This window comes from Pseudomonas sp. CH61 (genome assembly GCF_059429415.1).
The window spans coordinates 249856-271498 of sequence record NZ_CM182098.1; the positions used below are offsets into that span (position 1 = coordinate 249856).

Consider the following 21643-nt stretch of genomic DNA (forward strand, 5'->3'; position numbering starts at 1 on the left):
CAATTCTTAGAATTGAAACAATATAACATGCCTGTTGAGAATGTCTTTTATTCGCGCGGTTAGCGCGAAGAAAGTTTTATTCTTCTTTTTCTTTCACCGGCGCCGGTGGTGGACGCAGGCCGATTTCAGCGGTGAGCTTCAGCTCTTTGCCGTTGCGCATCACCTGAATCGTCACTTTGTCGGTCGGTTTGATCCGTGCAACCTGGTTCATCGAACGACGGCCATCGCCGGCCGGCTCGCCATCAATGCTCAGAATCACGTCGCCCAATTGCAGGCCTGCCTTCTGTGCCGGGCCATCGCGGAAGATCCCCGCAACGACAATTCCCGGACGCCCGGACAGACCAAACGACTCAGCCAGTTCCTGTGTCAGCGGCTGCACTTCAATGCCCAGCCAGCCACGAATCACCTGACCGTGTTCGATGATCGACTTCATCACTTCCATCGCCAGTTTCACCGGGATCGCAAAGCCAATGCCTTGCGAGCCGCCGGACTTGGAGAAGATCGCCGTGTTGATGCCGGTAAGGTTGCCGTTGGCATCGACCAGCGCGCCGCCGGAGTTGCCCGGGTTGATCGCCGCGTCGGTCTGGATGAAGTCTTCGTAGTTGTTCAGGCCCAACTGGTTACGCCCGGTGGCGCTGATGATGCCCATGGTCACGGTCTGGCCAACGCCGAATGGGTTGCCGATGGCCAGCGCGACGTCGCCGATACGAATGTTGTCGGAGCGACCGACGGTGATCGCCGGCAGGGTTTTCAGATCGATCTTCAACACTGCAAGGTCGGTTTCCGGATCGCTGCCGATGACGCGGGCGAGGGTTTCGCGGCCATCCTTCAGCGCCACGACGATCTGGTCGGCGCCGCTGGTCACGTGGTTGTTGGTGAGGATGTAGCCTTCCGGGCTCATGATCACGCCGGAACCGAGGCTCGATTCCATGCGTTTCTGCTTCGGCGAGTTATCGCCGAAGAAACGGCGGAACTGCGGATCTTCGAACAGCGGATGCGCCGGTTTGTTGATGACTTTGGTGGTGTACAAGTTGACCACCGAAGGCGCGGCGATGGTCACCGCGTCCGCATAGGACACCGGCCCCTGCTGCACGCTGGTGGTTTGCGGCGCCTGTTGCAGGTTGACGTCGAGGCTCGGCAGCCCGACCCACTGCGGGTAACGCTGAATAATCAACAGAGCGATAAGCACGCCGGCCAACAACGGCCAGCCCATAAAACGCAGCGCCTTGAACATTAAGCACGTCCTGGAAGAGTTGCAGGCGGGGTCAGACCGCCCATAATGTCGCGCATTATACGAGGCCGCGCGTGCCTCTGAACGGGATATTTAGGAGTCTTTCATGGCCGTTGCCCTCAGCACCCTCGTCGAAGAAGCCGACCGTTACCTTGGCAGTGCGAAAATTGCCGATTATTGCCCCAACGGTTTGCAGGTCGAAGGCCGTCCGCAGGTGATGCGCATTGTCAGCGGCGTCACGGCCAGCCAGGCGTTGCTGGACGCTGCCGTCGAGGCCGGGGCCGATCTGGTGCTGGTGCATCACGGTTACTTCTGGAAGGGCGAGAACCCGTGCGTCACTGGAATGAAGCAGCGTCGACTGAAGACCTTGCTCAAGCATGACATCAGTCTGCTTGCCTATCACTTGCCGCTGGATCTGCACCCGGACGTTGGCAACAACGTGCAACTTGCGCGTCAACTGGACATCACTGTGGAAGGCCCGCTGGACCCGGACAATCTGAAAATCGTTGGTCTGGTCGGGTCTTTGAAAGAACCGCTGACCGCCCGCGATTTCGCCCGCAAGGTGCAGGAAGTCATGGGCCGCGAGCCGTTATTGATTGAAGGCAGCCCGATGATTCGTCGGGTCGGCTGGTGCACCGGCGGCGGTCAGGGCTATATCGATCAGGCCGTCGCGGCGGGCGTCGATCTTTATCTGAGCGGTGAAGCCTCCGAGCAGACCTTTCACAGCGCCCGCGAGAACGACATCAGCTTCATCGCTGCCGGTCACCACGCCACCGAACGCTACGGCGTGCAGGCACTGGGCGACTACCTGGCGAAACGCTTCGCCGTCGAACACATCTTCATCGATTGCCCCAACCCGATCTGAAAACCACCGCAAATCCCCTGTAGGAGTGAGCCTGCTCGCGATAGCGGAGTGTCAGTCACCGCTATGTCGAATGTGACAACGCTATCGCGAGCAGGCTCACTCCTACAGGGGGCATCGCCCAAACGAGTGGGCATATTCATATACCCTTTCGATCTAGTTGGCGTCCTGATTAGAAGAGGCCGCTGTGCTAGGATTTCCCGCTCGAACACGGCCCGCTGGCCGTTCATAAGAAAGTTTTCGTGAGTAGCCATGGTCGACAAACTGACGCATCTGAAACAGCTGGAGGCGGAAAGCATCCACATCATCCGCGAGGTGGCCGCCGAGTTCGATAACCCGGTGATGCTGTACTCCATCGGTAAAGACTCCGCCGTGATGCTGCACCTGGCACGCAAGGCGTTCTTCCCGGGCAAACTGCCGTTTCCGGTGATGCACGTCGACACCCGCTGGAAATTCCAGGAGATGTACAAGTTCCGCGACAAGATGGTCGAAGAGCTGGGCCTGGACCTGATCACCCACATCAATCCCGATGGCGTGGCACAGAACATCAACCCGTTCACTCACGGCAGCGCCAAGCACACCGACATCATGAAGACCGAGGGCCTGAAACAGGCACTCGACAAGCATGGTTTCGACGCAGCGTTCGGCGGCGCTCGTCGCGATGAAGAGAAATCCCGTGCCAAAGAGCGCGTGTACTCGTTCCGCGACAGCAAGCACCGTTGGGACCCGAAAAACCAGCGCCCGGAGCTGTGGAACGTCTACAACGGCAAGGTCAACAAGGGCGAATCCATTCGTGTATTCCCTCTGTCGAACTGGACCGAGCTGGACATCTGGCAGTACATCTACCTCGAAGGCATCCCGATTGTGCCGTTGTACTTCGCCGCCGAGCGCGAAGTGATCGAGAAGAACGGCACGCTGATCATGATCGACGACGAGCGCATCCTTGAGCACCTGTCCGACGAAGACAAAGCGCGCATCGTCAAAAAGAAAGTGCGTTTCCGCACCCTTGGCTGCTACCCGTTGACGGGGGCCGTGGAGTCCGAGGCCGAAAGCCTCACGGACATCATTCAAGAAATGCTCCTGACGCGAACTTCCGAGCGCCAGGGCCGAGTCATCGACCACGATGGCGCCGGCTCGATGGAAGATAAAAAACGTCAAGGCTATTTCTAAGGGGCTGTCATGTCGCACGTATCTGATTTGATCAGCGAGGACATCCTCGCCTACCTGGGCCAGCACGAACGTAAAGAGCTGCTGCGCTTTTTGACTTGCGGTAACGTCGATGACGGCAAGAGCACCCTGATCGGGCGCCTGCTGCACGACTCGAAGATGATCTACGAAGATCACCTCGAAGCGATCACTCGCGACTCGAAGAAAGTCGGCACCACCGGTGACGATATCGACCTGGCATTGCTGGTCGACGGCCTGCAGGCCGAGCGGGAGCAGGGCATCACCATTGACGTTGCTTACCGCTATTTCTCCACCGCCAAGCGCAAATTCATCATCGCCGACACTCCCGGCCATGAGCAGTACACCCGCAACATGGCCACCGGTGCGTCCACCTGTGACCTGGCGATCATTCTGGTCGACGCGCGTTACGGCGTGCAGACCCAGACCCGTCGCCACAGCTTTATCGCCTCCCTGCTGGGCATCAAGCACATCGTTGTCGCCATCAACAAGATGGACTTGAAGGGCTTCGATGAAGGCGTGTTCGAGTCGATCAAGGCCGACTACCTGAAGTTCGCCGAAGGCTTGAAGATGAAGCCAACCAGCATGCACTTTGTGCCGATGTCTGCCCTGAAGGGCGACAACGTGGTGAACAAATCCGAGCGCTCGCCTTGGTACAAAGGCCAGTCGCTGATGGAAATCCTCGAGACCGTGGAAGTCGCGGGCGATCGCAACTTCACCGATCTGCGTTTCCCGGTGCAGTACGTCAACCGTCCGAACCTGAACTTCCGTGGTTTCGCCGGCACGCTGGCCAGCGGCATCGTGCACAAGGGTGACGAAGTCGTGGTGCTGCCGTCGGGCAAAAGCAGCCGGGTGAAATCCATCGTCACTTTCGAAGGTGAACTGGAACACGCCGGTCCAGGTCAGGCCGTAACGCTGACCATGGAAGACGAAATCGACATCTCCCGTGGCGACTTGTTGGTGCATGCCGACAACGTGCCGCCGGTCACCGACAGCTTTGAAGCGATGCTGGTGTGGATGGCTGAAGAGCCGATGCTGCCGGGCAAGAAATACGACATCAAACGCGCCACCAGTTACGTGCCGGGCTCGATTGCCAGCATCGTTAACAAGGTCGACGTCAACACCCTTGAAGAAGGCCCGGCGAGCGCGTTGCAGCTCAACGAAATCGGCAAGGTGAAGATCGCGCTCGACGCGCCGATCGCCCTCGACGGTTACGAAAGCAACCGCACCACCGGCGCGTTCATCATCATCGACCGTTTGACCAACGGCACTGTTGGCGCCGGCATGATCGTCGCGCAGCCAGTGACCCATGGCACTGCCACGCACCACGGCAAACTGGCGCACGTGGCCACTGAAGAGCGCGCTCAGCGTTTCGGTCAGCAACCGGCCACTGTGCTGTTCAGCGGCCTGTCGGGCGCCGGCAAAAGCACGCTGGCTTACGCGGTCGAGCGCAAGCTGTTCGACCTGGGCCGTGCGGTGTTTGTGCTGGATGGCCAGAACCTGCGTCACGACCTCAACAAAGGTCTGCCACAGGATCGCGCCGGGCGTACCGAGAACTGGCGCCGTGCCGCACACGTGGCGCGTCAGTTCAACGAAGCCGGTCTGCTGACCCTGGCTGCGTTCGTTGCACCGAGTGCTGAGGGGCGCGAGCAAGCCAGGGAGCTGATCGGCAAGGATCGTCTGCTGACGGTCTACGTGCAGGCCTCGCCGGCTGTCTGCGCCGAGCGTGATCCGCAAGGTCTGTATGCCGCCGCTGGCGACAACATCCCGGGCGAATCCTTCCCGTACGACGTGCCGCTGAATGCCGATCTGGTGATCGACACGCAGACGCTGAGTCTGGAAGACAGCGTCAAGCAAGTGCTGGATCTGCTGCGTCAGCGTGGCGCGATCTAAGCGTTAGCGACAAATAAAAAGCCCGCCGATGAGCAATTATCGGCGGGCTTTTTTATTGGGGCCAACTCGGTCAATTGTAGGAGTGAGCCTGCTCGCGATAGCGGTGTGTCATTCAACATTGTTGGTGGCTGATCCACCGCTATCGCGAGCAGGCTCACTCCTACAGGGGGTTAGTGTTTGGCTGGAAATTCGCGGTGCATCTGTTCGAGCAGCGCATCCTTGTCCAGCCACAGCTGGTTGATCCAGCCCTGAAACTGCAATCGATACTCGCCGTCCTGATCGTAATTCTTGCCAATGAACTGCTGGGGAATCTTCAGCTCTGCAAAGTGCACCACCACATCGCGCACATTGCCGCAGAGCAAATCCCAGAACCCCGGACGCCCGGCCGGGTAGTGGATGGTCACGTTGACGATCGACTCCAGCTGTTCACCCATCGCATCCAGCACAAAGGCAATGCCGCCAGCCTTGGGCTTGAGCAGATATTTGAACGGTGACTGCTGCTGCGCATGCTTGCCTTCGGTGAAGCGCGTGCCTTCGACGAAGTTGAAAATCCCCACCGGGTTATTGCAAAACTTCGCACACGTCTTGCGCGTGGTTTCGAGGTCTTTGCCTTTCTTCTCCGGGTGTTTGGCCAGGTACGCCTTGGAGTAGCGCTTCATGAACGGAAAGCCCAGCGCCCACCACGCCAGACCGATCACCGGCACCCAGATCAGCTCCTGCTTGAGGAAGAATTTCAGCGGCTGAATCCGGCGGTTGAGCACGTATTGCAGCACCAGAATATCGACCCAGCTCTGGTGGTTGCTGGTGATCAGATACGAGTGCTGATAGTCGAGGCCTTGCAGACCGCTGATGTGCCAGCGCGTGCGCCGCACCAGATTCATCCAGCCCTTGTTGTTGCTGATCCACGCTTCGTGGGTGTGGCTCATCAGCCAGAGCGAGGCGCGTCGGGCGAGGTCGAACGGCAACACTTTGATCAGCGCCACGCAGAACAGAAACGAGCACAGCAGAATCGTATTGAGTGCCAACAGCAGCGAGGCGATCACGCCGCGCAGCGGTGCAGGTAGAAAATCCAGCATTTACACATCCATAGGTCGGTTGGCGGCTTGAATCGCGGTGAGGGCGATGGTGTAGACGATGTCATCGACTTGCGCGCCGCGCGGCAAGTCGTTCACCGGTTTGCGCAGGCCTTGCAGCATCGGCCCGAGGCTGACGCAATCGGCACTGCGTTGCACCGCTTTGTGAGTGGTGTTGCCGGTGTTCAGATCGGGGAACACAAACACCGTGGCGCGCCCGGCGACCTGGCTGTTCGGCGCCAGTTGCCGGGCCACGTCGGCGTTGGCAGCAGCGTCGTATTGCAGCGGACCGTCGATCAACAGCGAATGCTGTTGTTCGTGGGCGAGCAGGGTGGCTTCGCGCACTTTCTCGACTTCTTCGCCGGTGGCCGATTCGCCGCTGGAATAACTGATCATCGCTACGCGCGGAGTGATACCGAACGCCGCTGCCGAGTCGGCGCTTTGCAAAGCAATTTCCGCCAGCTCGGTGGCGCTCGGGTGCGGGTTCATCACGCAGTCGCCATACACCAGCACTTCTTCCGGGAACAGCATGAAGAACACCGATGACACCAGCGTGCAGCCCGGCGCGGTCTTGATCAATTGCAGAGCCGGGCGGATGGTATTGGCGGTGGTGTTGATCACGCCGGAGACCAATCCGTCGACTTCATCCAGTGCGAGCATCATGGTGCCGATCACCACGGTGTCTTCCAGTTGCTGCTCGGCCATCGGTGCATTGAGGCTTTTGGTCTTGCGCAGAGCCACCATCGGCTCGACGTAGCGCTCGCGGATCAGGTCCGGATCGAGAATTTCCAGGCCCGGCGGCAACACAATGCCTTGAGCGCGAGCGACGGCTTCGACGTCTTCGGGTTTGGCCAGCAACACGCAACGGGCGATCCCGCGCTCCTGACAGATCGCCGCCGCTTGCACGGTGAACGGCTCGCTGCCTTCCGGCAGAACGATTCGTTTGTTCGCCGCTTGCGCACGCTGGATCAACTGATAGCGGAATACTGCCGGCGACAGGCGCATTTCCCGAGGCGTACCACAGCGCTGGTGCAGCCACTTGGCGTCGAGGTGACTAGCGACGAAGTCGGTGATGATTTCCGCACGTTCGCGGTCGTCGATCGGAATTTCCTTGTTCAAACCGTTGAGCAGGTTGGCGGTGTCGTAGGAACCGGTGCTCACCGACAACACCGGCAAACCAGCCTGCAAGGCGCCACGGCATAAATCCATGATGCGCGGATCGGGCAGGGTGTCGCTGGTCAGCAGCAGGCCGGCCAGTGGCACGCCGTTAATCGCCGCGAGGCTGACGGCGAGGATGATGTCGTCGCGATCCCCCGGCGTCACCACGAGTACACCGGGCTTGAGCAGCTCGACGGTGTTGCGCATGGTCCGTGCGCAAATGATGATTTTGGTCATGCGCCGGGTTTCGTAGTCGCCGGCGTTGAGCACTTGCGCGCCCATCAGGTCGGCGACGTCGCGGGTACGTGGCGCGTTGAGTTCCGGCTGATAGGGAATGCAGCCGAGCAGGCGGAAATCACCGCTGCGCAGCAACGGCGAATGCTCTTTCAGACGCGTGGCGAAGGCGTCCATGCTCTCGTCGGTTTTGACCTTGTTGAGGATCACGCCGAGGACTTTCGGGTCTTTCGGCCCGCCGAACAGTTGCGCCTGCAATTCGACCCGGCCGGAGAGCTCGGCGAGCACTTCGTTTTCCGGCGCCGAAACTAGAATCACCTCGGCATCGAGGCTTTTGGCCAAGTGCAGGTTGACCCGCGCGGCATAGCTGGCGCTGCGGGTCGGCACCATGCCTTCGACGACCAGCACGTCTTTGCCGACGGCCGCCTGTTGATAAAGGGTGATGATTTCTTCGAGCAGCTCATCGAGCTGACCATCGCCGAGCATCCGCTCGACGTGGGCCAGGCCGAGCGGTTGCGGCGGTTTCAGGCCGTGGGTGCGCGCCACCAGTTCGGTGGAACGCTCAGGGCCGGTGTCGCCCGGGTGCGGCTGGGCAATCGGTTTGAAGAAACCGACTTTCAGGCCCGCTCGCTCAAGCGTGCGCACCAGCCCGAGGCTGATGGAGGTCAGACCCACGCCAAAATCGGTGGGGGCGATAAAAAAAGTTTGCATGCGAATTCTCTAAGGGTGCATGGCAATGGCGGTCGCTTATGGCTGACGACCTACCGAAATTCAGTCGCCAAGGTTAGCGCTAACCGAGCCTTGTGCGCACCAACCGCAGGCAAAGGGTTGGCCTATTTTTTCAATACGTTGCGCCGGGTCGAGCACCCAGGCACGTGATTGCCACGGCGGCTGATGGCGCAGGTGCTGGGTGTGGCCACAGGAAAGCTCGGCTACCCAATGACCCTCTTCGTCCTGATGGAAGCCTGCGATCGTCGAAACCCGTTTGTCCGGGTTGTGTTCGCTTTCGCGCGTTTGCTTCGCTAAACTTGGCCTTTCTATATTCTTCTGCAAAAGGTCTCGCCCCATGCTGATCGCCGCCAATAAGGCTGTCTCCATCGACTATACCCTGACCAACGACGCTGGTGAGGTCATCGACAGCTCCGCCGGCGGCGCTCCGCTGGTCTACCTGCAAGGCGCAGGCAACATCATCCCGGGCCTGGAAAAAGCTCTGGAAGGCAAAGCTGTTGGTGACGAGCTGGAAGTTTCCGTTGAACCGGAAGACGCTTACGGCGAATACGCCGCCGAGCTGGTCAGCACCCTGAGCCGCAGCATGTTCGAAGGCGTTGACGAGCTGGAAGTCGGCATGCAGTTCCACGCTTCGGCGCCGGACGGCCAGATGCAAATCGTCACCATCCGTGACCTCGACGGCGACGACGTGACGGTTGATGGCAACCACCCACTGGCCGGTCAGCGCCTGAACTTCAAAGTGAAGATCGTTGACATCCGTGACGCCAGCCAGGAAGAAATCGCTCATGGTCACGTCCATGGCGAAGGTGGCCATCACCACTGATTTTCTGCGCTAAGCTTCGAGTACTGGAGAGGCGCCTGCGGGCGCCTTTTTAGTCCGCGGCTGTCCTTGGTGACCTCGCCAAGTGGCTGTTTCGAGTAGAACACGGGAATCTTGGAGTTCGTCATGAGTGCTTTTCACGACCTTAAGTTGACAGCCCTGGATGGTCAGGAGCTACCGCTGGCGCCGTTCAAGGGCCAAGTCGTGCTGGTGGTCAACGTCGCCTCCAAATGCGGCTTGACCCCACAGTACGCGGCGCTGGAAAACCTCTATCAGCAGTTCAAAGGCAAAGGCTTCAGTGTGCTGGGCCTGCCGTGCAACCAGTTTGCCGGCCAGGAGCCCGGTTCCGAAAAGGACATTCAGGACTTCTGCAGCCTTAACTATGGCGTGACGTTTCCGTTGTCGAGCAAGCTTGAAGTCAACGGTCATGATCGTCACCAGCTCTACCGTCTGCTGGCGGGCGAGGGCGCGGAGTTTCCCGGTGACATCACCTGGAATTTCGAGAAGTTTCTGCTCGGCAAGGACGGTCGGGTGCTGGCCCGGTTTTCGCCGCGCACGGCGCCGGATGATCCGACCATTGTTCATGCGATTGAAAAAGCGCTGGGCTGAAAAGCAAAATCAAAAGATCGCAGCCTTCGGCAGCTCCTACACGGGATTGTCGGGGCTGCGATTTTTTTTGTTCCAATCGCATCCGATCATGGAGGAGCTGCCGAAGGCTGCGATCTTTTGCTTTGCGTCTTTTAATCCTTAATCACCGAAATCAATAATGCTGTTCAACGGCTTGGGCTCTCCATATTATCGCCGTCATAAAGTCATTCCCTGTGGAGCCTTCCAATGCCGGTTCAAGCCTTGTTCAAACCGTTCCATCTCGGTGCCCTCGAACTGCCGACCCGTGTGGTCATGGCGCCGATGACTCGCTCCTTCTCTCCGGGTGGCGTGCCTAATTCGAAAGTCATCGAGTACTACCGTCGTCGCGCAGCGGCCGGTGTCGGCCTGATCATCACCGAAGGCACCACCGTCGGCCACATCGCCTCCAACGGTTACCCCAACGTGCCGCAGTTCTTTGGTGACGCGCCATTGGCCGGTTGGAAGAAAGTTGTCGACGCTGTTCACGCTGAAGGCGGCAAAATTGTTCCGCAGCTGTGGCATGTCGGCAGCGTGCGCCGCATCGGCACCGAGCCGGACGCCAGCGTGCCGGCTTACGGCCCGTCGGAAAAACTCAAGGACGGTCAGGTCGTGGTGCACGGCATGACCCAACAGGACATCAAGGACGTGATCGCCGCGTTCGCCCAAGCCGCCAAGGATGCACAAAGCATCGGCATGGACGGCGTGGAAATCCACGGCGCGCATGGTTACCTGATCGACCAGTTCTTCTGGGAAGGCAGCAACCAGCGCAGCGACGAATACGGCGGCAGCCTGGCCAACCGTTCGCGCTTTGCCATCGAACTGATTCAAGCCGTACGTGCGGCCGTAGGCGAAGGTTTCCCGATCATCTTCCGTTTCTCGCAGTGGAAACAGCAGGATTACACCGCGCGTCTGGTGCAAACCCCGGAAGCCTTGGGCGAATTCCTCAAACCGTTGTCTGACGCCGGCGTAGATATTTTCCACTGCTCGACGCGGCGCTTCTGGGAGCCGGAGTTCGACGGTTCCGATCTGAACCTGGCAGGCTGGACGCGCAAACTCACCGGCAAGCCGACCATTACCGTTGGCAGCATCGGTCTGGATGGCGAGTTCCTGCAGTTCATGGTCAACACCGACAAGGTCGCGCAACCGGCCAGTCTGGAGAACCTGCTGGAGCGTCTGAACAAAGAGGAATTCGATCTGGTGGCGGTAGGGCGTGCGCTGCTGGTCGATCCGGATTGGGCGCTGAAGGTTCGTGAAGGGCGCGAGCAGGATATCTTGCCGTTCAGCCGTGAGGCGTTGATGACGCTGGTTTAATCAGCGGCTGTACTGACGCCATCGCGAGCAGGCTCACTCCTACAATTGGAATGCATTCCACCTGTAGGAGTGAGCCTGCTCGCGATGGCGGTCTCCAAGTCGCCTGGATTCAAGGCAGTGTCTGCGCATTCGGGACAACTTGCTCCCCCACACAAGCCCCGCGCAAATGCTTTTCAAACTGCTCGATAACCGCCGGCCAACCCTGGCGACTCGCATGCTGCCGCGCATTCAAACGCACGCAACGCAACGTCTCGTCCTCTTCCAGCAACCACGCCGCCGCCTCGCAAAAGGCCTGCTCATCACCAGGCATCGCCAGCACGCCGTTGTAGCCATGGCGAATGTGCTGCGCCGCCGCAGCCTGATCGTAAGCCACCACGCCCAACCCTGAAGCCAACGCCTCCAGCACCACGTTGCCGAAGGTTTCCGTCAGGCTCGGAAACAGAAACAGATCCCCGGACGCGTAGTGCGCCGCCAACGCTTCACCGCGCTGCGCGCCGCAGAAAATCGCCCCGGGTAAATCCTTTTCCAGCGCCAGCCGTTGCGGCCCGTCGCCAACCACGATCAGTTTCAGATTGCGCTGTGGATAAGTGTCACGCAGATTTTCGAAGCAGCGTTTAAGCAGGCCAAGGTTCTTCTCCGGCGCGAGCCGTCCTACGTGAATCACCGCAATGTCCTGCTCGGACAGGCCCCATTGCTCACGCAAGGCATTCAGCCGTTTGCTTGGATGAAACAACTGGCTATCGACACCGCGCGACAACAGCGCCAAACGCTCGAAATGGCGCCGCTCCAGTTCCAGGCGCTGGCTGACGCTCGGTACCAACGTCATGGCCGAACGATTGTGAAACCAGCGCAGATAATGCGTGAGCATCCGCGTCAGTAAGCCGAGGCCGTACTGACTGGTGTACTGCTGAAAATTGGTATGGAAACCGCTGACTACCGAAATCCCCAGACGCCGCGCCGCACGCAGGGCCGATAACCCGAGCGGTCCTTCCGTGGCGATATACAGCACATCGGGACGCTGACGTTTCCAGCGCCGCAGCAGTTTGTGCATCGACGACTGACCCCATTGCAGCCCCGGATACCCCGGCAATGGCCAGCCCCGACACAGCAACAGCGAGTCATCCTCACTGCGCTGCGGATCACCGGCCTGACGCGGTCGCACCAGTTCAACCTGATGCCCACGCGCGCGCAACCCATCGCACAAGCGGCCAAGGGTATTGGCCACGCCGTTGATTTCCGGTGGGAAGGTTTCGCTGATCAGGGTGATGTGTAGAGCTGTCGTCATGACCTCAGTGTCGGCTAAGGCCATGTCGTGCTTGTGACGTTCGGATGATGGATTTGTGACGTCGCGTTAGCGCTGAGTCAGCAGATTCTCTGCGCCACGTTCACGCACCCAGAACAACGTCGCCCCGGCCACAGCCGCCGGCATCATCAGGATGTTGACCACCGGTATCAGCAACACCAAATAGACGATCCCGCCAAAGCTCATGCTCTGCCAGCGCTTCTGGCGCAGCCAGGCGAGCATTTCGTTCCAGCCCAGTTTGTGGTTGTCCGCCGGGTAGTCGATGTACTGGATCGCCATCATCCACACGCCGAACAGCAGCCACAGCGGCGCGGCGATGATGTTCACCACCGGGATGAACGAGAGGATGAACAGACCGATGGCGCGGGGCAGGAAGTAACCGAGTTTGCGCATTTCCCGGGCGAGGGTGCGCGGGACCATCGCGATCAATTCTCCCCAACTGAACGCCGGGAAGTCATCAGTGCCGCGCACCACCACTTCGACTTTTTCCGCGAGGAAGCCGTTGAACGGTGCGGCGATCACATTAGCGAGCATGGTGAAGGTGAAAAACACCATCAATGCCACCAGCACCACGAACAAGGGCCAGAGGATGTAGCTGAGGAAGCTCAGCCATTCAGGAAGCGACGGCATCAGCGTATCGACCCACAGGCTGAACTGGTGGCCGGCCAGATAGATCAATCCGACGAACAGCACCAGGTTGATTGCCAGCGGCAGCAACACGAACAGGCGCAAGCCAGGGCTGAGAACCAGTTTGAGGCCTTCGCGCAGGTATTGCGGTCCGGACAGAACAGGGGCGGGCATAAGGTGCTCCGAGCAAGGGAAAACGCGCCGACCTTACCGACTTTGCCACGGCGGCGAAAGCGCGGTAGAGCGATCGACATTCACTGTAACAAAGACGTCCGTCTCGTCAGTGTGTCGGCATAGAGACCACCTATGAGCTGGATTGTTAAACCGTATTTCCTTAATCTTGCCCCCCTCGATACGCTGCACCCAACTTTTTACAGGACTGTCGAGCTCAAGCCTTCCCCAAGTTTTTCCACGGTCCTTTTTTATTCCCGCCGGCAGTCCGGCGATCCGTGCCCGTTTTTTGGCCCGGTCAACAGGAGCAGGTCATGTCTGAAGTCCGTCATTCGCGAGTGATTATTCTCGGTTCCGGCCCTGCCGGTTACAGCGCTGCGGTATACGCGGCCCGTGCCAACCTCAAGCCACTGCTGATCACCGGCATGCAGGCTGGCGGTCAGCTGACCACCACCACCGAAGTCGACAACTGGCCGGGCGACGTCCATGGTCTGACCGGCCCAGTGCTGATGGAGCGCATGCGCGAGCACGCCGAGCGTTTTGAAACCGAGATCGTGTTCGATCACATCAACGCCGTCGACTTCGCTGCCAAGCCGTACACCCTGACCGGCGACAGCGCGACTTACACCTGCGACGCCCTGATCATCGCCACCGGCGCCAGCGCGCGCTATCTGGGCCTGCCGTCGGAAGAAGCGTTCATGGGCAAAGGCGTTTCGGCCTGCGCGACCTGTGACGGTTTCTTCTATCGCAACAAGCCTGTTGCAGTGGTCGGCGGCGGCAACACTGCCGTTGAAGAAGCGCTGTACCTGGCCAACATCGCCAGCACCGTGACCCTGATCCACCGTCGCGAAACTTTCCGCGCCGAGAAGATCCTGATCGACAAGCTCAACGCTCGCGTCGCCGAAGGCAAGATCATCCTCAAGTTGAACGCCAACCTCGACGAAGTGCTGGGCGACAACATGGGCGTGACCGGTGCGCGTCTGAAGAACAACGATGGCAGCTTCGACGAAATCACCGTCGACGGCGTGTTCATCGCCATCGGCCACACTCCGAACACGTCGCTGTTCGAAGGCCAGCTGACCCTGAAAGACGGTTATCTGGTGGTGCACGGCGGCCGTGAAGGCAACGCGACTGCAACCAGCGTCGAAGGCATCTTCGCTGCCGGTGACGTGGCTGATCACGTTTACCGTCAGGCGATCACCTCGGCCGGCGCCGGCTGCATGGCGGCACTGGACACCGAGCGTTACCTGGACGGTCTGCAGAACGCTTCGTTCTAAGATCGCAGGCATAAAAAAACCGGCTTCGGCCGGTTTTTTTGTGCCCGTTATTCCTGCTCCAACGCAATTCATTGTAGGAGTGAGCCTGCTCGCGATAGCGGTGTACCGGTCAACATATGAGTCGACTGATACACCGCTATCGCGAGCAGGCTCACTCCTACAGGGGGGACGTTGCAGCTGGGATCAGCGGCGGGTCAGGGGTTGCGCGGTGAATTTGACGCCGGCCAGGCCGTGCTGGATCAACGCACGGATGTTGCCGTGATCGCTGCCCTCTGGCGTCGCGACCACCGAACGATAATGTTCGCCGAACGCCAACAGCGCTTCCTCATCGCTCAGACCTTCCAGCAGCGCCAGACCCAAGGTCTTGCACGAACCTTCGTTCTGCCCGGCGGCGTTTTCCACGCCACCGTTGTTGAAGGCTTGCGGCTGGTAGTCGTAACCCGCAGCAATGAAAGCCAGGGTGTCGGCGAAAGCGTGTTCGCCGCTCTTGAGGCTGGCGCGCAGGGTGTTCAGATCACTCATGGGTTTTTCCTTTGGCGAACGCTGCTTGTTGTTCAGCGTTGGCTTCTTGCTGAAATTGGGCTTTCCACTCGGCGTACGGCATGCCGTAAACCACTTCGCGGGCGTCATCGAGGCTGACCTCGATCTGGCGCTCATCGGCTTCGGCCTTGTACCACTTCGACAGGCAGTTGCGGCAGAAGCCAGCAAGGTTCATCAGATCGATGTTCTGCACGTCCTTGCGGCTGTCCAGGTGGGCGACCAGCCGGCGGAAGGCGGCGGCTTCAAGTTCGAGGCGTTGTTGATCAGTCATGGGGGTCTCTGCGAGACAGCTTTGAGCGGCAAGCTTCAAGCTGCAAGATTGGATCGGGGTCGGCCGTTAGCTTACCGCTTGCAGCTCGAAGCTTGAAGCTCAGCGGCTAGCCGCGAGCGTGATCGAAACCGATTCGGCAAACCGCAGCGCATGGGGCTTGTCGACTTCGACTTCGGCGTACAGTACCGAACCGTTGCTCATCACCAGATCGAGCAATTCCTGCGTCAGGCGTTCGAGCAGGGCAAAGCGGTTGCCCTCGACGTGGGCGATGATCGCTTTGGTGATCGTGCGGTAATTCAGTGCGTGATCAATGTCGTTGTCACGCACCGCTTCCTGCGCGGCGTACAGAATGGTCAGGTTGATCAGCACATCCTGCTTGTTGAGGATTTCGTCCTCGTTGATCCCGATAAAGGTGCGCAAGCGCAAATCCTTGACCCGGATACGCGCCATTCCCGGCTGAAGTTGTGGCATTTACTTGCTCCGTCCAATCAATTGCAGGAACTCCTGGCGGGTGTTGCTCGACTCGCGGAACGCGCCGAGCATGACCGAGGTGTTCATGGTCGAATTCTGTTTCTCGACACCGCGCATCATCATGCACATGTGTCTGGCCTCGATGACAACCGCGACGCCGGCAGCATCGGTGACCTGTTGCACCGCATCGGCGATTTGTCGGGTGAGGTTTTCCTGGATCTGCAGACGCCGGGCGAACATGTCGACCAGCCGCGCGATCTTCGATAATCCCAGCACCTTGCCCGTCGGAATATAAGCCACATGGGCCTTGCCGATGAAGGGCAGCAGGTGATGTTCGCACAATGAGTACAGTTCGATGTCGGCAACGATGATCATCTCGTCACTGTCCGAGGCAAACAGCGCGCCGTTAACAATGTCATCGACGCTCTGTTCATAACCGTGACACAGGTATTGCATGGCCTTGGCCGCGCGCACTGGCGTATCGAGCAATCCTTCGCGGTCGGGATTTTCACCGAGACCGATGAGGATTTCGCGGTAATTATCGGGCAGTGAGCGGGTCATGGAAATCCTCGCGAGTCGGCTTATTTGACGTGCCGTCCGCCGTTGACGGTCAGGGTCGTACCGGTGACATAGGGGTTGTCGAGCAGATAGCGCAGGCTCTGATAGATCACTTCGCAGCCGGGTTCGATGCCCAGCGCGGATTTGGCCAGGGCCTTGGCGCGGTACGCCGCGTCGTCGTCGGGATTGAACAATAGCAGGGCGGGGGCGATGCCGTTGACCTTGATGGCCGGCGCGTAGCGGGCGGCGAAGGACAGCGTCAGGCTGTCGAGCCCGGCTTTGCTGGCGCAGTAGCCGATGTGCTTGCTGCTGCCTTTGCGGGTGACGTCGTCGCTGATATGGATGATGTCGGCGGGTGTCGAGCGCTTCAACAATTCACTGCAGTGCAGGTTGATCAGGTACGGCGCGAGCATGTGCAGATTGAACATGCGCGTGAAGGCTTCGGCCTCGCTGTCCGGGGTTTCGGCCAGCCATTCGGAGGCGTTGTGCACGATGGCGCGCAGGCTGGCGGTATGGGTTTTCAATTCATTGATGAAGGCAAGAACCCCAGCCTCGCTGGAGAAGTCCGCGAACAGGCCGATGGCGCCCAGATCTCGTAACGTCTGTACGCCGGGGCGTTCGCTGCGGTAGGTGAAGATGACGCGATAGCCGTCCTCGAGTAACCGCTGCGCGCAATGCAGGCCGACACGTTGGCCGGCACCGGTGATGAGGATCGGGGCTGCGGAATTTGGCATGAACGGCTCGCATCGCGGTGGGAGCAAAAACTATAACAGCGACTTGGCTTGCCCACCTATCGTCGGCCCCCATTACTGTGAGAGCGAGCCTGCTCGCGAAAGCGGTGTCTCAGTCGACATCAATGTTGAAGGTCAGTCCGTATTCGCGAGCAGGCTCGCTCCCACACAGAGATCATCGATTCTGTGCAGAAGACGTCACTGGCAACGGGCGCACCGGGGTGCTGTTCAGCCAGTTCGCCAGCAAGCGCGTCGACAGCGGAATAAAGAAGTAAACCATCAACGGCGTCAGGCACGCCGTGCTGATCAATACGCGCGGCAATAAACTCATGTCAGCGAGCAACGGGCCGAGGACAAAGTTGAACAGCAGCGACACCGGAAAGAACGCCAGCCAGATCGCGACAGCCTGCTTCCAGCGCGGTGGACGCTGACCGGCCGCGCCGAACCAGCCTTCGATACCGCTGACCCGATGCTCTTTCGGGTGCGCGAAGAGATCGCTGCCACGGCTCAGCCACGCGGTGCGCGATGCCGAGTATTCCCACGCATGCAGCGTCTGTTCATCGACGAAACGGAAAATGATTTGAAACTCGTTATCACCGGGCGGCGGAGCGAGCACGCCAGAGCCCAGGTAACCGGGAAAGTCAGTGGCCAGTTGTTCGCCTTCGCGCAGCCAGGCGATCAAATCCTGATAACGGCCGTCGGCGACGCGACGCGCGACCATCAGCGTGACGGGGGAAGTAGACATTTTGTATCTCCGTATTTCGAGTGCGTCACTCCGGGTAGGAATTTCGCCTGACGCAGGGCCGGGGTAGAGGCCTGCGTTTTTCAACAAGCAAGGATTATTCCGGTTTTTCACGATTAAACCAGCGACTTTCGTCGCATTTCATCACTTGAACCCCATCGGGGCATAAGCGTTAGAATAGGATCCAATTGAACCGACATGGAAGTTGAACGCCATATGCCTGTCATCACGGACGCAAACCCCGCTACGCAGGCCTCTGTTGCGCTCGAACGCGCCGATCTGTTCCCGATCCGTGAGGTCGCACGCCTGACAGGCGTCAACCCGGTGACCTTGCGCGCCTGGGAGCGGCGCTATGGTTTGATTCAGCCGACACGCACTGAAAGTGGGCATCGACTTTATTCGATGAGCGATATCGAGCGCGTGCGCAGCATCGTCGACTGGATTGATCGCGGTGTCGCCGTGAGCAAGGTCGGCAAGATCCTCGCCAAGACCGAACCGATGAAAGTGCTCGCGCACATCATCCCCGACGATCTGGTGCAGGCCGATTACCTGCAATGGCAAGAGCAGATCCAGCAGGCGGTCAGTGCGTTCGACGACCAGCAACTGGATCGCGTCTATGGGCAGATTTTCTCTTCTTACGCGTTGCCGGTGGTGTTCCAGGACATCCTCATGCCGTTGTGGCTGCAATTGTTGCAGCGCCAGGAGGCTTTCGGGCAAACCAGCGAGTGGCTGTTCTTCGATGGATTCCTGCGCGCGCGCGTATTGCAGCGGATTGTCATGCTGCGCGGCACGCAACCGCGCCGGGTGATCGTCAGTGCGCTGGCCGGGCAGTGTCGGGAGCTGGAATTGCTGGTGGCGGCGTTGTTTCTCAGCGACAGCAATGCCGGTGTTCGGGTGCTGACGACAGGTCAGCCGTTCGATGAGCTGACGCTGGTGTGCGAAAAGATCAAACCTGATGCACTCGTGCTGTTTTCCAATCACGCGCCCAGCGCCGAATTACCTCGGCGTCTGAACCGGCTGGCGTTAAGCCTCGATTGTCAGTTGATGCTGGCGGGCGATGCTTCAGATCTGGCGCAGGACAGCCTGGCTGGCTCCTCTGTTGCCTGTCTGGGCAATGAAGGGGCGAACATGCGTCAGCGCATGTTGCAGTTTCTGGCCGGCAATCTGGATACCTGAAACTCAGGTGTGAAGGGCAGGATGCGTCAGGCGATGTTGCTGCAGGATGAACTGGCGCAGGCGTTCGGTTTCGTCGGTGTCGGTCTGGCTCAGTTCGTAGGCATAGAAACCATTTTCGGTTTCCCGTTCGAAATTGCCACGCAATGAAATCCGCTCGTAACCCGAAGGGCTGAACCACAACGCGAAATGCTTGGGAGGTTTGGTCTTGTTGCGCACTTCCAGTAGCACACCTTTGTGCGAAACCTCATGGACCCACAACGTGCCCGGCTGACCTTTGGCGTTCTCCAGGGCTACTGGCTCTTCGAGAGTCAACCGCCATGGCCGCACCATCGGGCCGTCTTCATAAATACTCGGCACACCGAGGCGCAAGTGCAGCGCGTGAAACTCGTCTTCCACCAGATGCAGCGGGAAGGTCATCTGCTGATTTTCGAAGTTGGCCTGAATGGTCACTTGCTCGTGAGCGGCCAGGCGCGTGAGCAAATCACGGATCTGCGAACCGCCGTTAACCAGCAGACTCGACGTCGCATCCCGCACGTTCAGTTGCGGGTTGTGCTGCATGGTCTGGATGAAATCCAGCTCATCCTGAGTGAGGAGGGCGTCACGCTGCATGGCTAACTCGAAAGATATAGATACAAAGTCATTGGTGATTGTAGTTAATGACAATTAGTTCGCGATTTTGTTTTGACCGTTTGTCGCTTTCAGTGCAGCCAGTTCTGCTTCAAGGGCTGCGACTTGGGCTTCGAGCTGCGCCACGCGCTGCTGAGCCTTGACCTGAACGGTGACGTCCTTCTGTACACCCACGAAATAAGTCTGCCCGTCATCGGCGTTTTTTACCGTGGAAAGCGACAGTTCATTCCAGAACGGCGTGCCGTCCTTGCGATAGTTGCGCAGGATTTCCCGGCACGATCCGCCGCCGCGCAACGTGTCGCGAATCAGCTCCAGGTTCTCTTGGTCGCGGTCCCCGGACTGCAGGAAACGGCAGTCCTGATAGAGGATTTCTTCGCTGGTGTAGCCGGTCAGACGTTCAAAAGCCGGGTTCACATAAATCAGGATGTTGTCCTGCTCACCTTCTTTTTCGGCGACCACGATGCCGTCGTTCGACGCGTTGATCACCATTTGCAACAAGCTTGCGTTGATCATCTTTGAATCCTTTCAGAGTTGTCAGTGGCTCGCATTCTAGAAGAACCGTAGGCGCTGTCTACTGGCCATTACCGCCAATTGAGATCCAGTCGCAGCTTTGCGTTGGAGGCTGTTACTATCGCCGCTCTTTTTTTCAGTTGCAGGATCAGATTGATGAAAGTCGCCATCCTCTCCGGTTCGGTCTACGGCACCGCCGAAGAAGTCGCCCGTCACGCCCAGAACCTGTTGAAAGCCGCGGGCTTTGAAACCTTCTACAACTCGCGCGCCAGCCTGGCAGACATTCAAGCGTTCGGCCCTGAGGCGTTTCTCGCAGTGACGTCGACCACCGGCATGGGCGAGTTGCCCGACAACCTGCAGCCGCTGTATTCGGCGATTCGCGACCAGTTGCCTGCGGCGTGGCGTGGTTTGCCGGGCGCGGTGATTGCGCTGGGCGACTCCAGTTACGGCGACACCTTCTGCGGCGGTGGCGAGCAAATGCGTGAACTGTTTGGTGAACTGGGCGTACGTGAAGTGCAGGAGATGCTGCGTATCGACGCCAGCGAAAGCGTCACTCCGGAAACCGACGCCGAGCCTTGGCTGGCGCAGTTGATCGACGCCCTCAAGGGCTGACCGCGCGCTCGCGCAACAAGCTCAGCCACGCCTGTGCGGCTTTTGACAGATAGGCGCCGCGACGCCAGATGAAGGCGATATCCCAACGCAGATAATCTGGCGCTCGCAAGGTCAGGCGTACCACGCCTGGCCGCACCAGCCCGCGTGCGACCACGCTGGGCAACAGCACCACGCCTTGCCCGGCGGCCACCAGCGCCGCAAGAAAGTCTGCCTGACCGCTGCGTCCGCCTTCCTTCGGCGTGAAACCCAGTTGCTGGCACGCCTGCAACAAGCGGTCGTTGAGCACGAAGCTGCGCTGATAGAGCAGAAAAGGCGTCTCGGCCAACTCTTCCAGCCCGATCTCACCCCGACCAGCCAGCAGATGATCGGCCGGCAACAGGGCGTCGAGTGGCTCATTGCAGAACGGCTGACAATCGAATTGCGGATCCTTTGGCAACAGACTGCCGCCCAGTTCCAGTTCACCGCTCAGCACTGCCTGCTCGATGTTGCGGCTGCCACCCTCAAGCAACTGAATGCTGATATTCGGATAGCGTCGCCGATATTCGGCAAACAATTCTGCGAACAGTGCATCGCTACCCAGCAGCGGCAAACCCAGGCGCAATTCTCCACGCGCCAGATGACTCAGATCATCCAGTTCCGCGAGCAATTCGTTACGCAAGCGCAGCATGCCCTCGGCCCGTTGCAGCACCACACTGCCAGCGGCGGTCAGGCGCAACTGCGAACCGAGTCGTTCGAGCAATGGCGTGCCGAGGCTCTGCTCCAGTTGCGCGATTTGTTTGCTCACCGCTGACTGGCTGATGTGCAGTGTTTTGGCGGCCTGGGTGAAACCGCCCTGATGCATGACTTCGACAAAACTGCGCAGCTGTTTGAATTCCATCGCCTGATTCCATTTTGGAATGGTGTT

24 protein-coding genes are annotated in these 21643 nt (G+C 59.4%); 9 read left to right on the forward strand and 15 right to left on the reverse strand.

All coding sequences use genetic code 11. From position 1 onward, the window contains the following. Positions 1-76 precede the first annotated feature (76 nt). Positions 77-1234: a Do family serine endopeptidase AlgW gene (algW, locus tag AC5SEM_RS01065; protein WP_064387994.1), complete on the reverse strand. Its 1158-nt coding sequence runs from the start codon at positions 1232-1234 to the stop codon at positions 77-79. Positions 1235-1337: 103 nt separating this feature from the next. On the opposite strand from algW, the gene AC5SEM_RS01070 reads away from it, so the two are divergent. The 3 genes from AC5SEM_RS01070 to cysN all read left to right on the forward strand — a co-directional run bounded on the left by AC5SEM_RS01070 (position 1338) and on the right by cysN (position 5171). Further along, positions 1338-2096 carry a Nif3-like dinuclear metal center hexameric protein gene (locus AC5SEM_RS01070; protein ID WP_495471981.1) on the forward strand — a complete coding sequence of 253 codons (759 nt, stop codon included), beginning with the start codon at positions 1338-1340 and terminating at the stop codon, positions 2094-2096. A 249-nt stretch (positions 2097-2345) separates the two neighbouring features. After that, positions 2346-3263, forward strand: coding sequence for a sulfate adenylyltransferase subunit CysD (gene cysD / locus AC5SEM_RS01075; protein ID WP_007912374.1), 918 nt, complete (start codon positions 2346-2348; stop codon positions 3261-3263). A 9-nt stretch (positions 3264-3272) separates the two neighbouring features. Beyond that, complete coding sequence (cysN, locus tag AC5SEM_RS01080) at positions 3273-5171, forward strand: sulfate adenylyltransferase subunit CysN (protein WP_137219263.1); 1899 nt, start codon at positions 3273-3275, stop codon at positions 5169-5171. Positions 5172-5341: 170 nt separating this feature from the next. Here cysN and yihG read toward each other — a convergent pair whose 3' ends face one another. Genes yihG through AC5SEM_RS01095 form a run of 3 tightly spaced genes read right to left on the reverse strand, consistent with a single transcriptional unit; the run spans position 5342 to position 8734 of the window. Then, positions 5342-6247, reverse strand: coding sequence for a 1-acylglycerol-3-phosphate O-acyltransferase, YihG family (gene yihG / locus AC5SEM_RS01085; RefSeq protein ID WP_495471982.1), 906 nt, complete (start codon positions 6245-6247; stop codon positions 5342-5344). Then, the gene (gene pta, locus AC5SEM_RS01090) at positions 6248-8347 is read right to left on the reverse strand and encodes a phosphate acetyltransferase (protein ID WP_077571143.1); all 2100 of its coding nucleotides are present in this window, start codon (positions 8345-8347) and stop codon (positions 6248-6250) included. A gap of 60 nt (positions 8348-8407) precedes the next feature. Continuing rightward, positions 8408-8734, reverse strand: a complete 327-nt coding sequence (locus AC5SEM_RS01095; RefSeq protein ID WP_077571443.1) for a DUF3565 domain-containing protein — start codon at positions 8732-8734, stop codon at positions 8408-8410. Between AC5SEM_RS01095 and AC5SEM_RS01100 the strand changes: the two genes are divergently transcribed. The 3 genes from AC5SEM_RS01100 to AC5SEM_RS01110 all read left to right on the forward strand — a co-directional run bounded on the left by AC5SEM_RS01100 (position 8703) and on the right by AC5SEM_RS01110 (position 11123). Then, on the forward strand, positions 8703-9188 hold the full coding sequence (locus tag AC5SEM_RS01100; RefSeq protein ID WP_007912368.1) for an FKBP-type peptidyl-prolyl cis-trans isomerase: 486 nt from the start codon (positions 8703-8705) through the stop codon (positions 9186-9188). The genes AC5SEM_RS01095 and AC5SEM_RS01100 overlap by 32 nt on opposite strands. 123 nt (positions 9189-9311) lie before the next feature. After that, positions 9312-9794 carry a glutathione peroxidase gene (locus tag AC5SEM_RS01105; protein ID WP_077571144.1) on the forward strand — a complete coding sequence of 161 codons (483 nt, stop codon included), beginning with the start codon at positions 9312-9314 and terminating at the stop codon, positions 9792-9794. A gap of 225 nt (positions 9795-10019) precedes the next feature. Further along, on the forward strand, positions 10020-11123 hold the full coding sequence (locus AC5SEM_RS01110) for an NADH:flavin oxidoreductase (RefSeq protein WP_495471983.1): 1104 nt from the start codon (positions 10020-10022) through the stop codon (positions 11121-11123). Positions 11124-11232: 109 nt separating this feature from the next. On the opposite strand, the gene AC5SEM_RS01115 is transcribed toward AC5SEM_RS01110, so the two are convergent. Both AC5SEM_RS01115 and cysZ read right to left on the reverse strand, forming a co-directional pair. Further along, the gene (locus AC5SEM_RS01115) at positions 11233-12432 is read right to left on the reverse strand and encodes a glycosyltransferase family 4 protein (RefSeq protein WP_495471984.1); all 1200 of its coding nucleotides are present in this window, start codon (positions 12430-12432) and stop codon (positions 11233-11235) included. A gap of 42 nt (positions 12433-12474) precedes the next feature. After that, positions 12475-13227, reverse strand: coding sequence for a sulfate transporter CysZ (gene cysZ / locus AC5SEM_RS01120; protein WP_123594963.1), 753 nt, complete (start codon positions 13225-13227; stop codon positions 12475-12477). 311 nt (positions 13228-13538) lie between these two features. On the opposite strand from cysZ, the gene trxB reads away from it, so the two are divergent. Next, the gene (gene trxB, locus AC5SEM_RS01125; protein ID WP_116029496.1) at positions 13539-14501 is read left to right on the forward strand and encodes a thioredoxin-disulfide reductase; all 963 of its coding nucleotides are present in this window, start codon (positions 13539-13541) and stop codon (positions 14499-14501) included. A 183-nt stretch (positions 14502-14684) separates the two neighbouring features. Here trxB and AC5SEM_RS01130 read toward each other — a convergent pair whose 3' ends face one another. The 6 genes from AC5SEM_RS01130 to AC5SEM_RS01155 form a co-directional block, all read right to left on the reverse strand. Further along, positions 14685-15023: a HopJ type III effector protein gene (locus tag AC5SEM_RS01130; RefSeq protein WP_047299789.1), complete on the reverse strand. Its 339-nt coding sequence runs from the start codon at positions 15021-15023 to the stop codon at positions 14685-14687. Further along, a complete protein-coding gene (locus AC5SEM_RS01135; protein ID WP_077571159.1) occupies positions 15016-15312 on the reverse strand; it encodes a DUF1244 domain-containing protein in 297 nt (98 codons plus the stop codon). The genes AC5SEM_RS01130 and AC5SEM_RS01135 overlap by 8 nt, the downstream gene beginning before the upstream one ends. A 99-nt stretch (positions 15313-15411) precedes the next feature. Further along, positions 15412-15783 carry a dihydroneopterin triphosphate 2'-epimerase gene (gene folX / locus AC5SEM_RS01140; RefSeq protein ID WP_007914273.1) on the reverse strand — a complete coding sequence of 124 codons (372 nt, stop codon included), beginning with the start codon at positions 15781-15783 and terminating at the stop codon, positions 15412-15414. Continuing rightward, positions 15784-16344, reverse strand: a complete 561-nt coding sequence (gene folE / locus AC5SEM_RS01145; RefSeq protein ID WP_331694732.1) for a GTP cyclohydrolase I FolE — start codon at positions 16342-16344, stop codon at positions 15784-15786. It abuts the gene before it with no gap. Between the two features lie 20 nt (positions 16345-16364). Continuing rightward, entirely contained in the window at positions 16365-17075 is a 711-nt protein-coding gene (folM, locus tag AC5SEM_RS01150; RefSeq protein WP_495471985.1) for a dihydromonapterin reductase, read from the reverse strand. Between the two features lie 172 nt (positions 17076-17247). After that, positions 17248-17817: a putative antibiotic biosynthesis monooxygenase gene (locus AC5SEM_RS01155; RefSeq protein ID WP_077571162.1), complete on the reverse strand. Its 570-nt coding sequence runs from the start codon at positions 17815-17817 to the stop codon at positions 17248-17250. A 213-nt stretch (positions 17818-18030) separates the two neighbouring features. On the opposite strand from AC5SEM_RS01155, the gene AC5SEM_RS01160 reads away from it, so the two are divergent. After that, on the forward strand, positions 18031-18990 hold the full coding sequence (locus tag AC5SEM_RS01160; protein ID WP_495471986.1) for a MerR family transcriptional regulator: 960 nt from the start codon (positions 18031-18033) through the stop codon (positions 18988-18990). A gap of 3 nt (positions 18991-18993) precedes the next feature. Here AC5SEM_RS01160 and AC5SEM_RS01165 read toward each other — a convergent pair whose 3' ends face one another. Both AC5SEM_RS01165 and AC5SEM_RS01170 read right to left on the reverse strand, forming a co-directional pair. Further along, positions 18994-19599 carry a hypothetical protein gene (locus tag AC5SEM_RS01165; protein WP_034154507.1) on the reverse strand — a complete coding sequence of 202 codons (606 nt, stop codon included), beginning with the start codon at positions 19597-19599 and terminating at the stop codon, positions 18994-18996. A 54-nt stretch (positions 19600-19653) separates the two neighbouring features. Then, on the reverse strand, positions 19654-20130 hold the full coding sequence (locus AC5SEM_RS01170; RefSeq protein ID WP_495471987.1) for a PAS domain-containing protein: 477 nt from the start codon (positions 20128-20130) through the stop codon (positions 19654-19656). Positions 20131-20283: 153 nt separating this feature from the next. Here AC5SEM_RS01170 and AC5SEM_RS01175 point away from each other — a divergent pair, with 153 nt between their 5' ends. Further along, positions 20284-20739, forward strand: coding sequence for a flavodoxin (locus AC5SEM_RS01175; protein WP_495471988.1), 456 nt, complete (start codon positions 20284-20286; stop codon positions 20737-20739). On the opposite strand, the gene AC5SEM_RS01180 is transcribed toward AC5SEM_RS01175, so the two are convergent. After that, complete coding sequence (locus tag AC5SEM_RS01180; RefSeq protein WP_495471989.1) at positions 20729-21616, reverse strand: LysR family transcriptional regulator; 888 nt, start codon at positions 21614-21616, stop codon at positions 20729-20731. The two genes, AC5SEM_RS01175 and AC5SEM_RS01180, sit on opposite strands and share 11 nt — an antisense overlap. Between the last annotated feature and the right edge of the window lie 27 nt (positions 21617-21643).

Excerpts from the sequence above, each read along its gene's own strand:
- algW (WP_064387994.1), bottom strand. The coding sequence starts at position 1,234 with ATGTTCAAGGCGCTGCGTTTTATGGGCTGGCCGTTGTTGGCCGGCGTG.
- AC5SEM_RS01070 (WP_495471981.1), top strand. The coding sequence starts at position 1,338 with ATGGCCGTTGCCCTCAGCACCCTCGTCGAAGAAGCCGACCGTTACCTT.
- cysD (WP_007912374.1), top strand. The coding sequence starts at position 2,346 with ATGGTCGACAAACTGACGCATCTGAAACAGCTGGAGGCGGAAAGCATC.
- cysN (WP_137219263.1), top strand. The coding sequence starts at position 3,273 with ATGTCGCACGTATCTGATTTGATCAGCGAGGACATCCTCGCCTACCTG.
- yihG (WP_495471982.1), bottom strand. The coding sequence starts at position 6,247 with ATGCTGGATTTTCTACCTGCACCGCTGCGCGGCGTGATCGCCTCGCTG.
- pta (WP_077571143.1), bottom strand. The coding sequence starts at position 8,347 with ATGCAAACTTTTTTTATCGCCCCCACCGATTTTGGCGTGGGTCTGACC.
- AC5SEM_RS01100 (WP_007912368.1), top strand. The coding sequence starts at position 8,703 with ATGCTGATCGCCGCCAATAAGGCTGTCTCCATCGACTATACCCTGACC.
- AC5SEM_RS01095 (WP_077571443.1), bottom strand. The coding sequence starts at position 8,734 with ATGGAGACAGCCTTATTGGCGGCGATCAGCATGGGGCGAGACCTTTTG.
- AC5SEM_RS01105 (WP_077571144.1), top strand. The coding sequence starts at position 9,312 with ATGAGTGCTTTTCACGACCTTAAGTTGACAGCCCTGGATGGTCAGGAG.
- AC5SEM_RS01110 (WP_495471983.1), top strand. The coding sequence starts at position 10,020 with ATGCCGGTTCAAGCCTTGTTCAAACCGTTCCATCTCGGTGCCCTCGAA.
- AC5SEM_RS01115 (WP_495471984.1), bottom strand. The coding sequence starts at position 12,432 with ATGGCCTTAGCCGACACTGAGGTCATGACGACAGCTCTACACATCACC.
- cysZ (WP_123594963.1), bottom strand. The coding sequence starts at position 13,227 with ATGCCCGCCCCTGTTCTGTCCGGACCGCAATACCTGCGCGAAGGCCTC.
- trxB (WP_116029496.1), top strand. The coding sequence starts at position 13,539 with ATGTCTGAAGTCCGTCATTCGCGAGTGATTATTCTCGGTTCCGGCCCT.
- AC5SEM_RS01130 (WP_047299789.1), bottom strand. The coding sequence starts at position 15,023 with ATGAGTGATCTGAACACCCTGCGCGCCAGCCTCAAGAGCGGCGAACAC.
- AC5SEM_RS01135 (WP_077571159.1), bottom strand. The coding sequence starts at position 15,312 with ATGACTGATCAACAACGCCTCGAACTTGAAGCCGCCGCCTTCCGCCGG.
- folX (WP_007914273.1), bottom strand. The coding sequence starts at position 15,783 with ATGCCACAACTTCAGCCGGGAATGGCGCGTATCCGGGTCAAGGATTTG.
- folE (WP_331694732.1), bottom strand. The coding sequence starts at position 16,344 with ATGACCCGCTCACTGCCCGATAATTACCGCGAAATCCTCATCGGTCTC.
- folM (WP_495471985.1), bottom strand. The coding sequence starts at position 17,075 with ATGCCAAATTCCGCAGCCCCGATCCTCATCACCGGTGCCGGCCAACGT.
- AC5SEM_RS01155 (WP_077571162.1), bottom strand. The coding sequence starts at position 17,817 with ATGTCTACTTCCCCCGTCACGCTGATGGTCGCGCGTCGCGTCGCCGAC.
- AC5SEM_RS01160 (WP_495471986.1), top strand. The coding sequence starts at position 18,031 with ATGCCTGTCATCACGGACGCAAACCCCGCTACGCAGGCCTCTGTTGCG.
- AC5SEM_RS01165 (WP_034154507.1), bottom strand. The coding sequence starts at position 19,599 with ATGCAGCGTGACGCCCTCCTCACTCAGGATGAGCTGGATTTCATCCAG.
- AC5SEM_RS01170 (WP_495471987.1), bottom strand. The coding sequence starts at position 20,130 with ATGATCAACGCAAGCTTGTTGCAAATGGTGATCAACGCGTCGAACGAC.
- AC5SEM_RS01175 (WP_495471988.1), top strand. The coding sequence starts at position 20,284 with ATGAAAGTCGCCATCCTCTCCGGTTCGGTCTACGGCACCGCCGAAGAA.
- AC5SEM_RS01180 (WP_495471989.1), bottom strand. The coding sequence starts at position 21,616 with ATGGAATTCAAACAGCTGCGCAGTTTTGTCGAAGTCATGCATCAGGGC.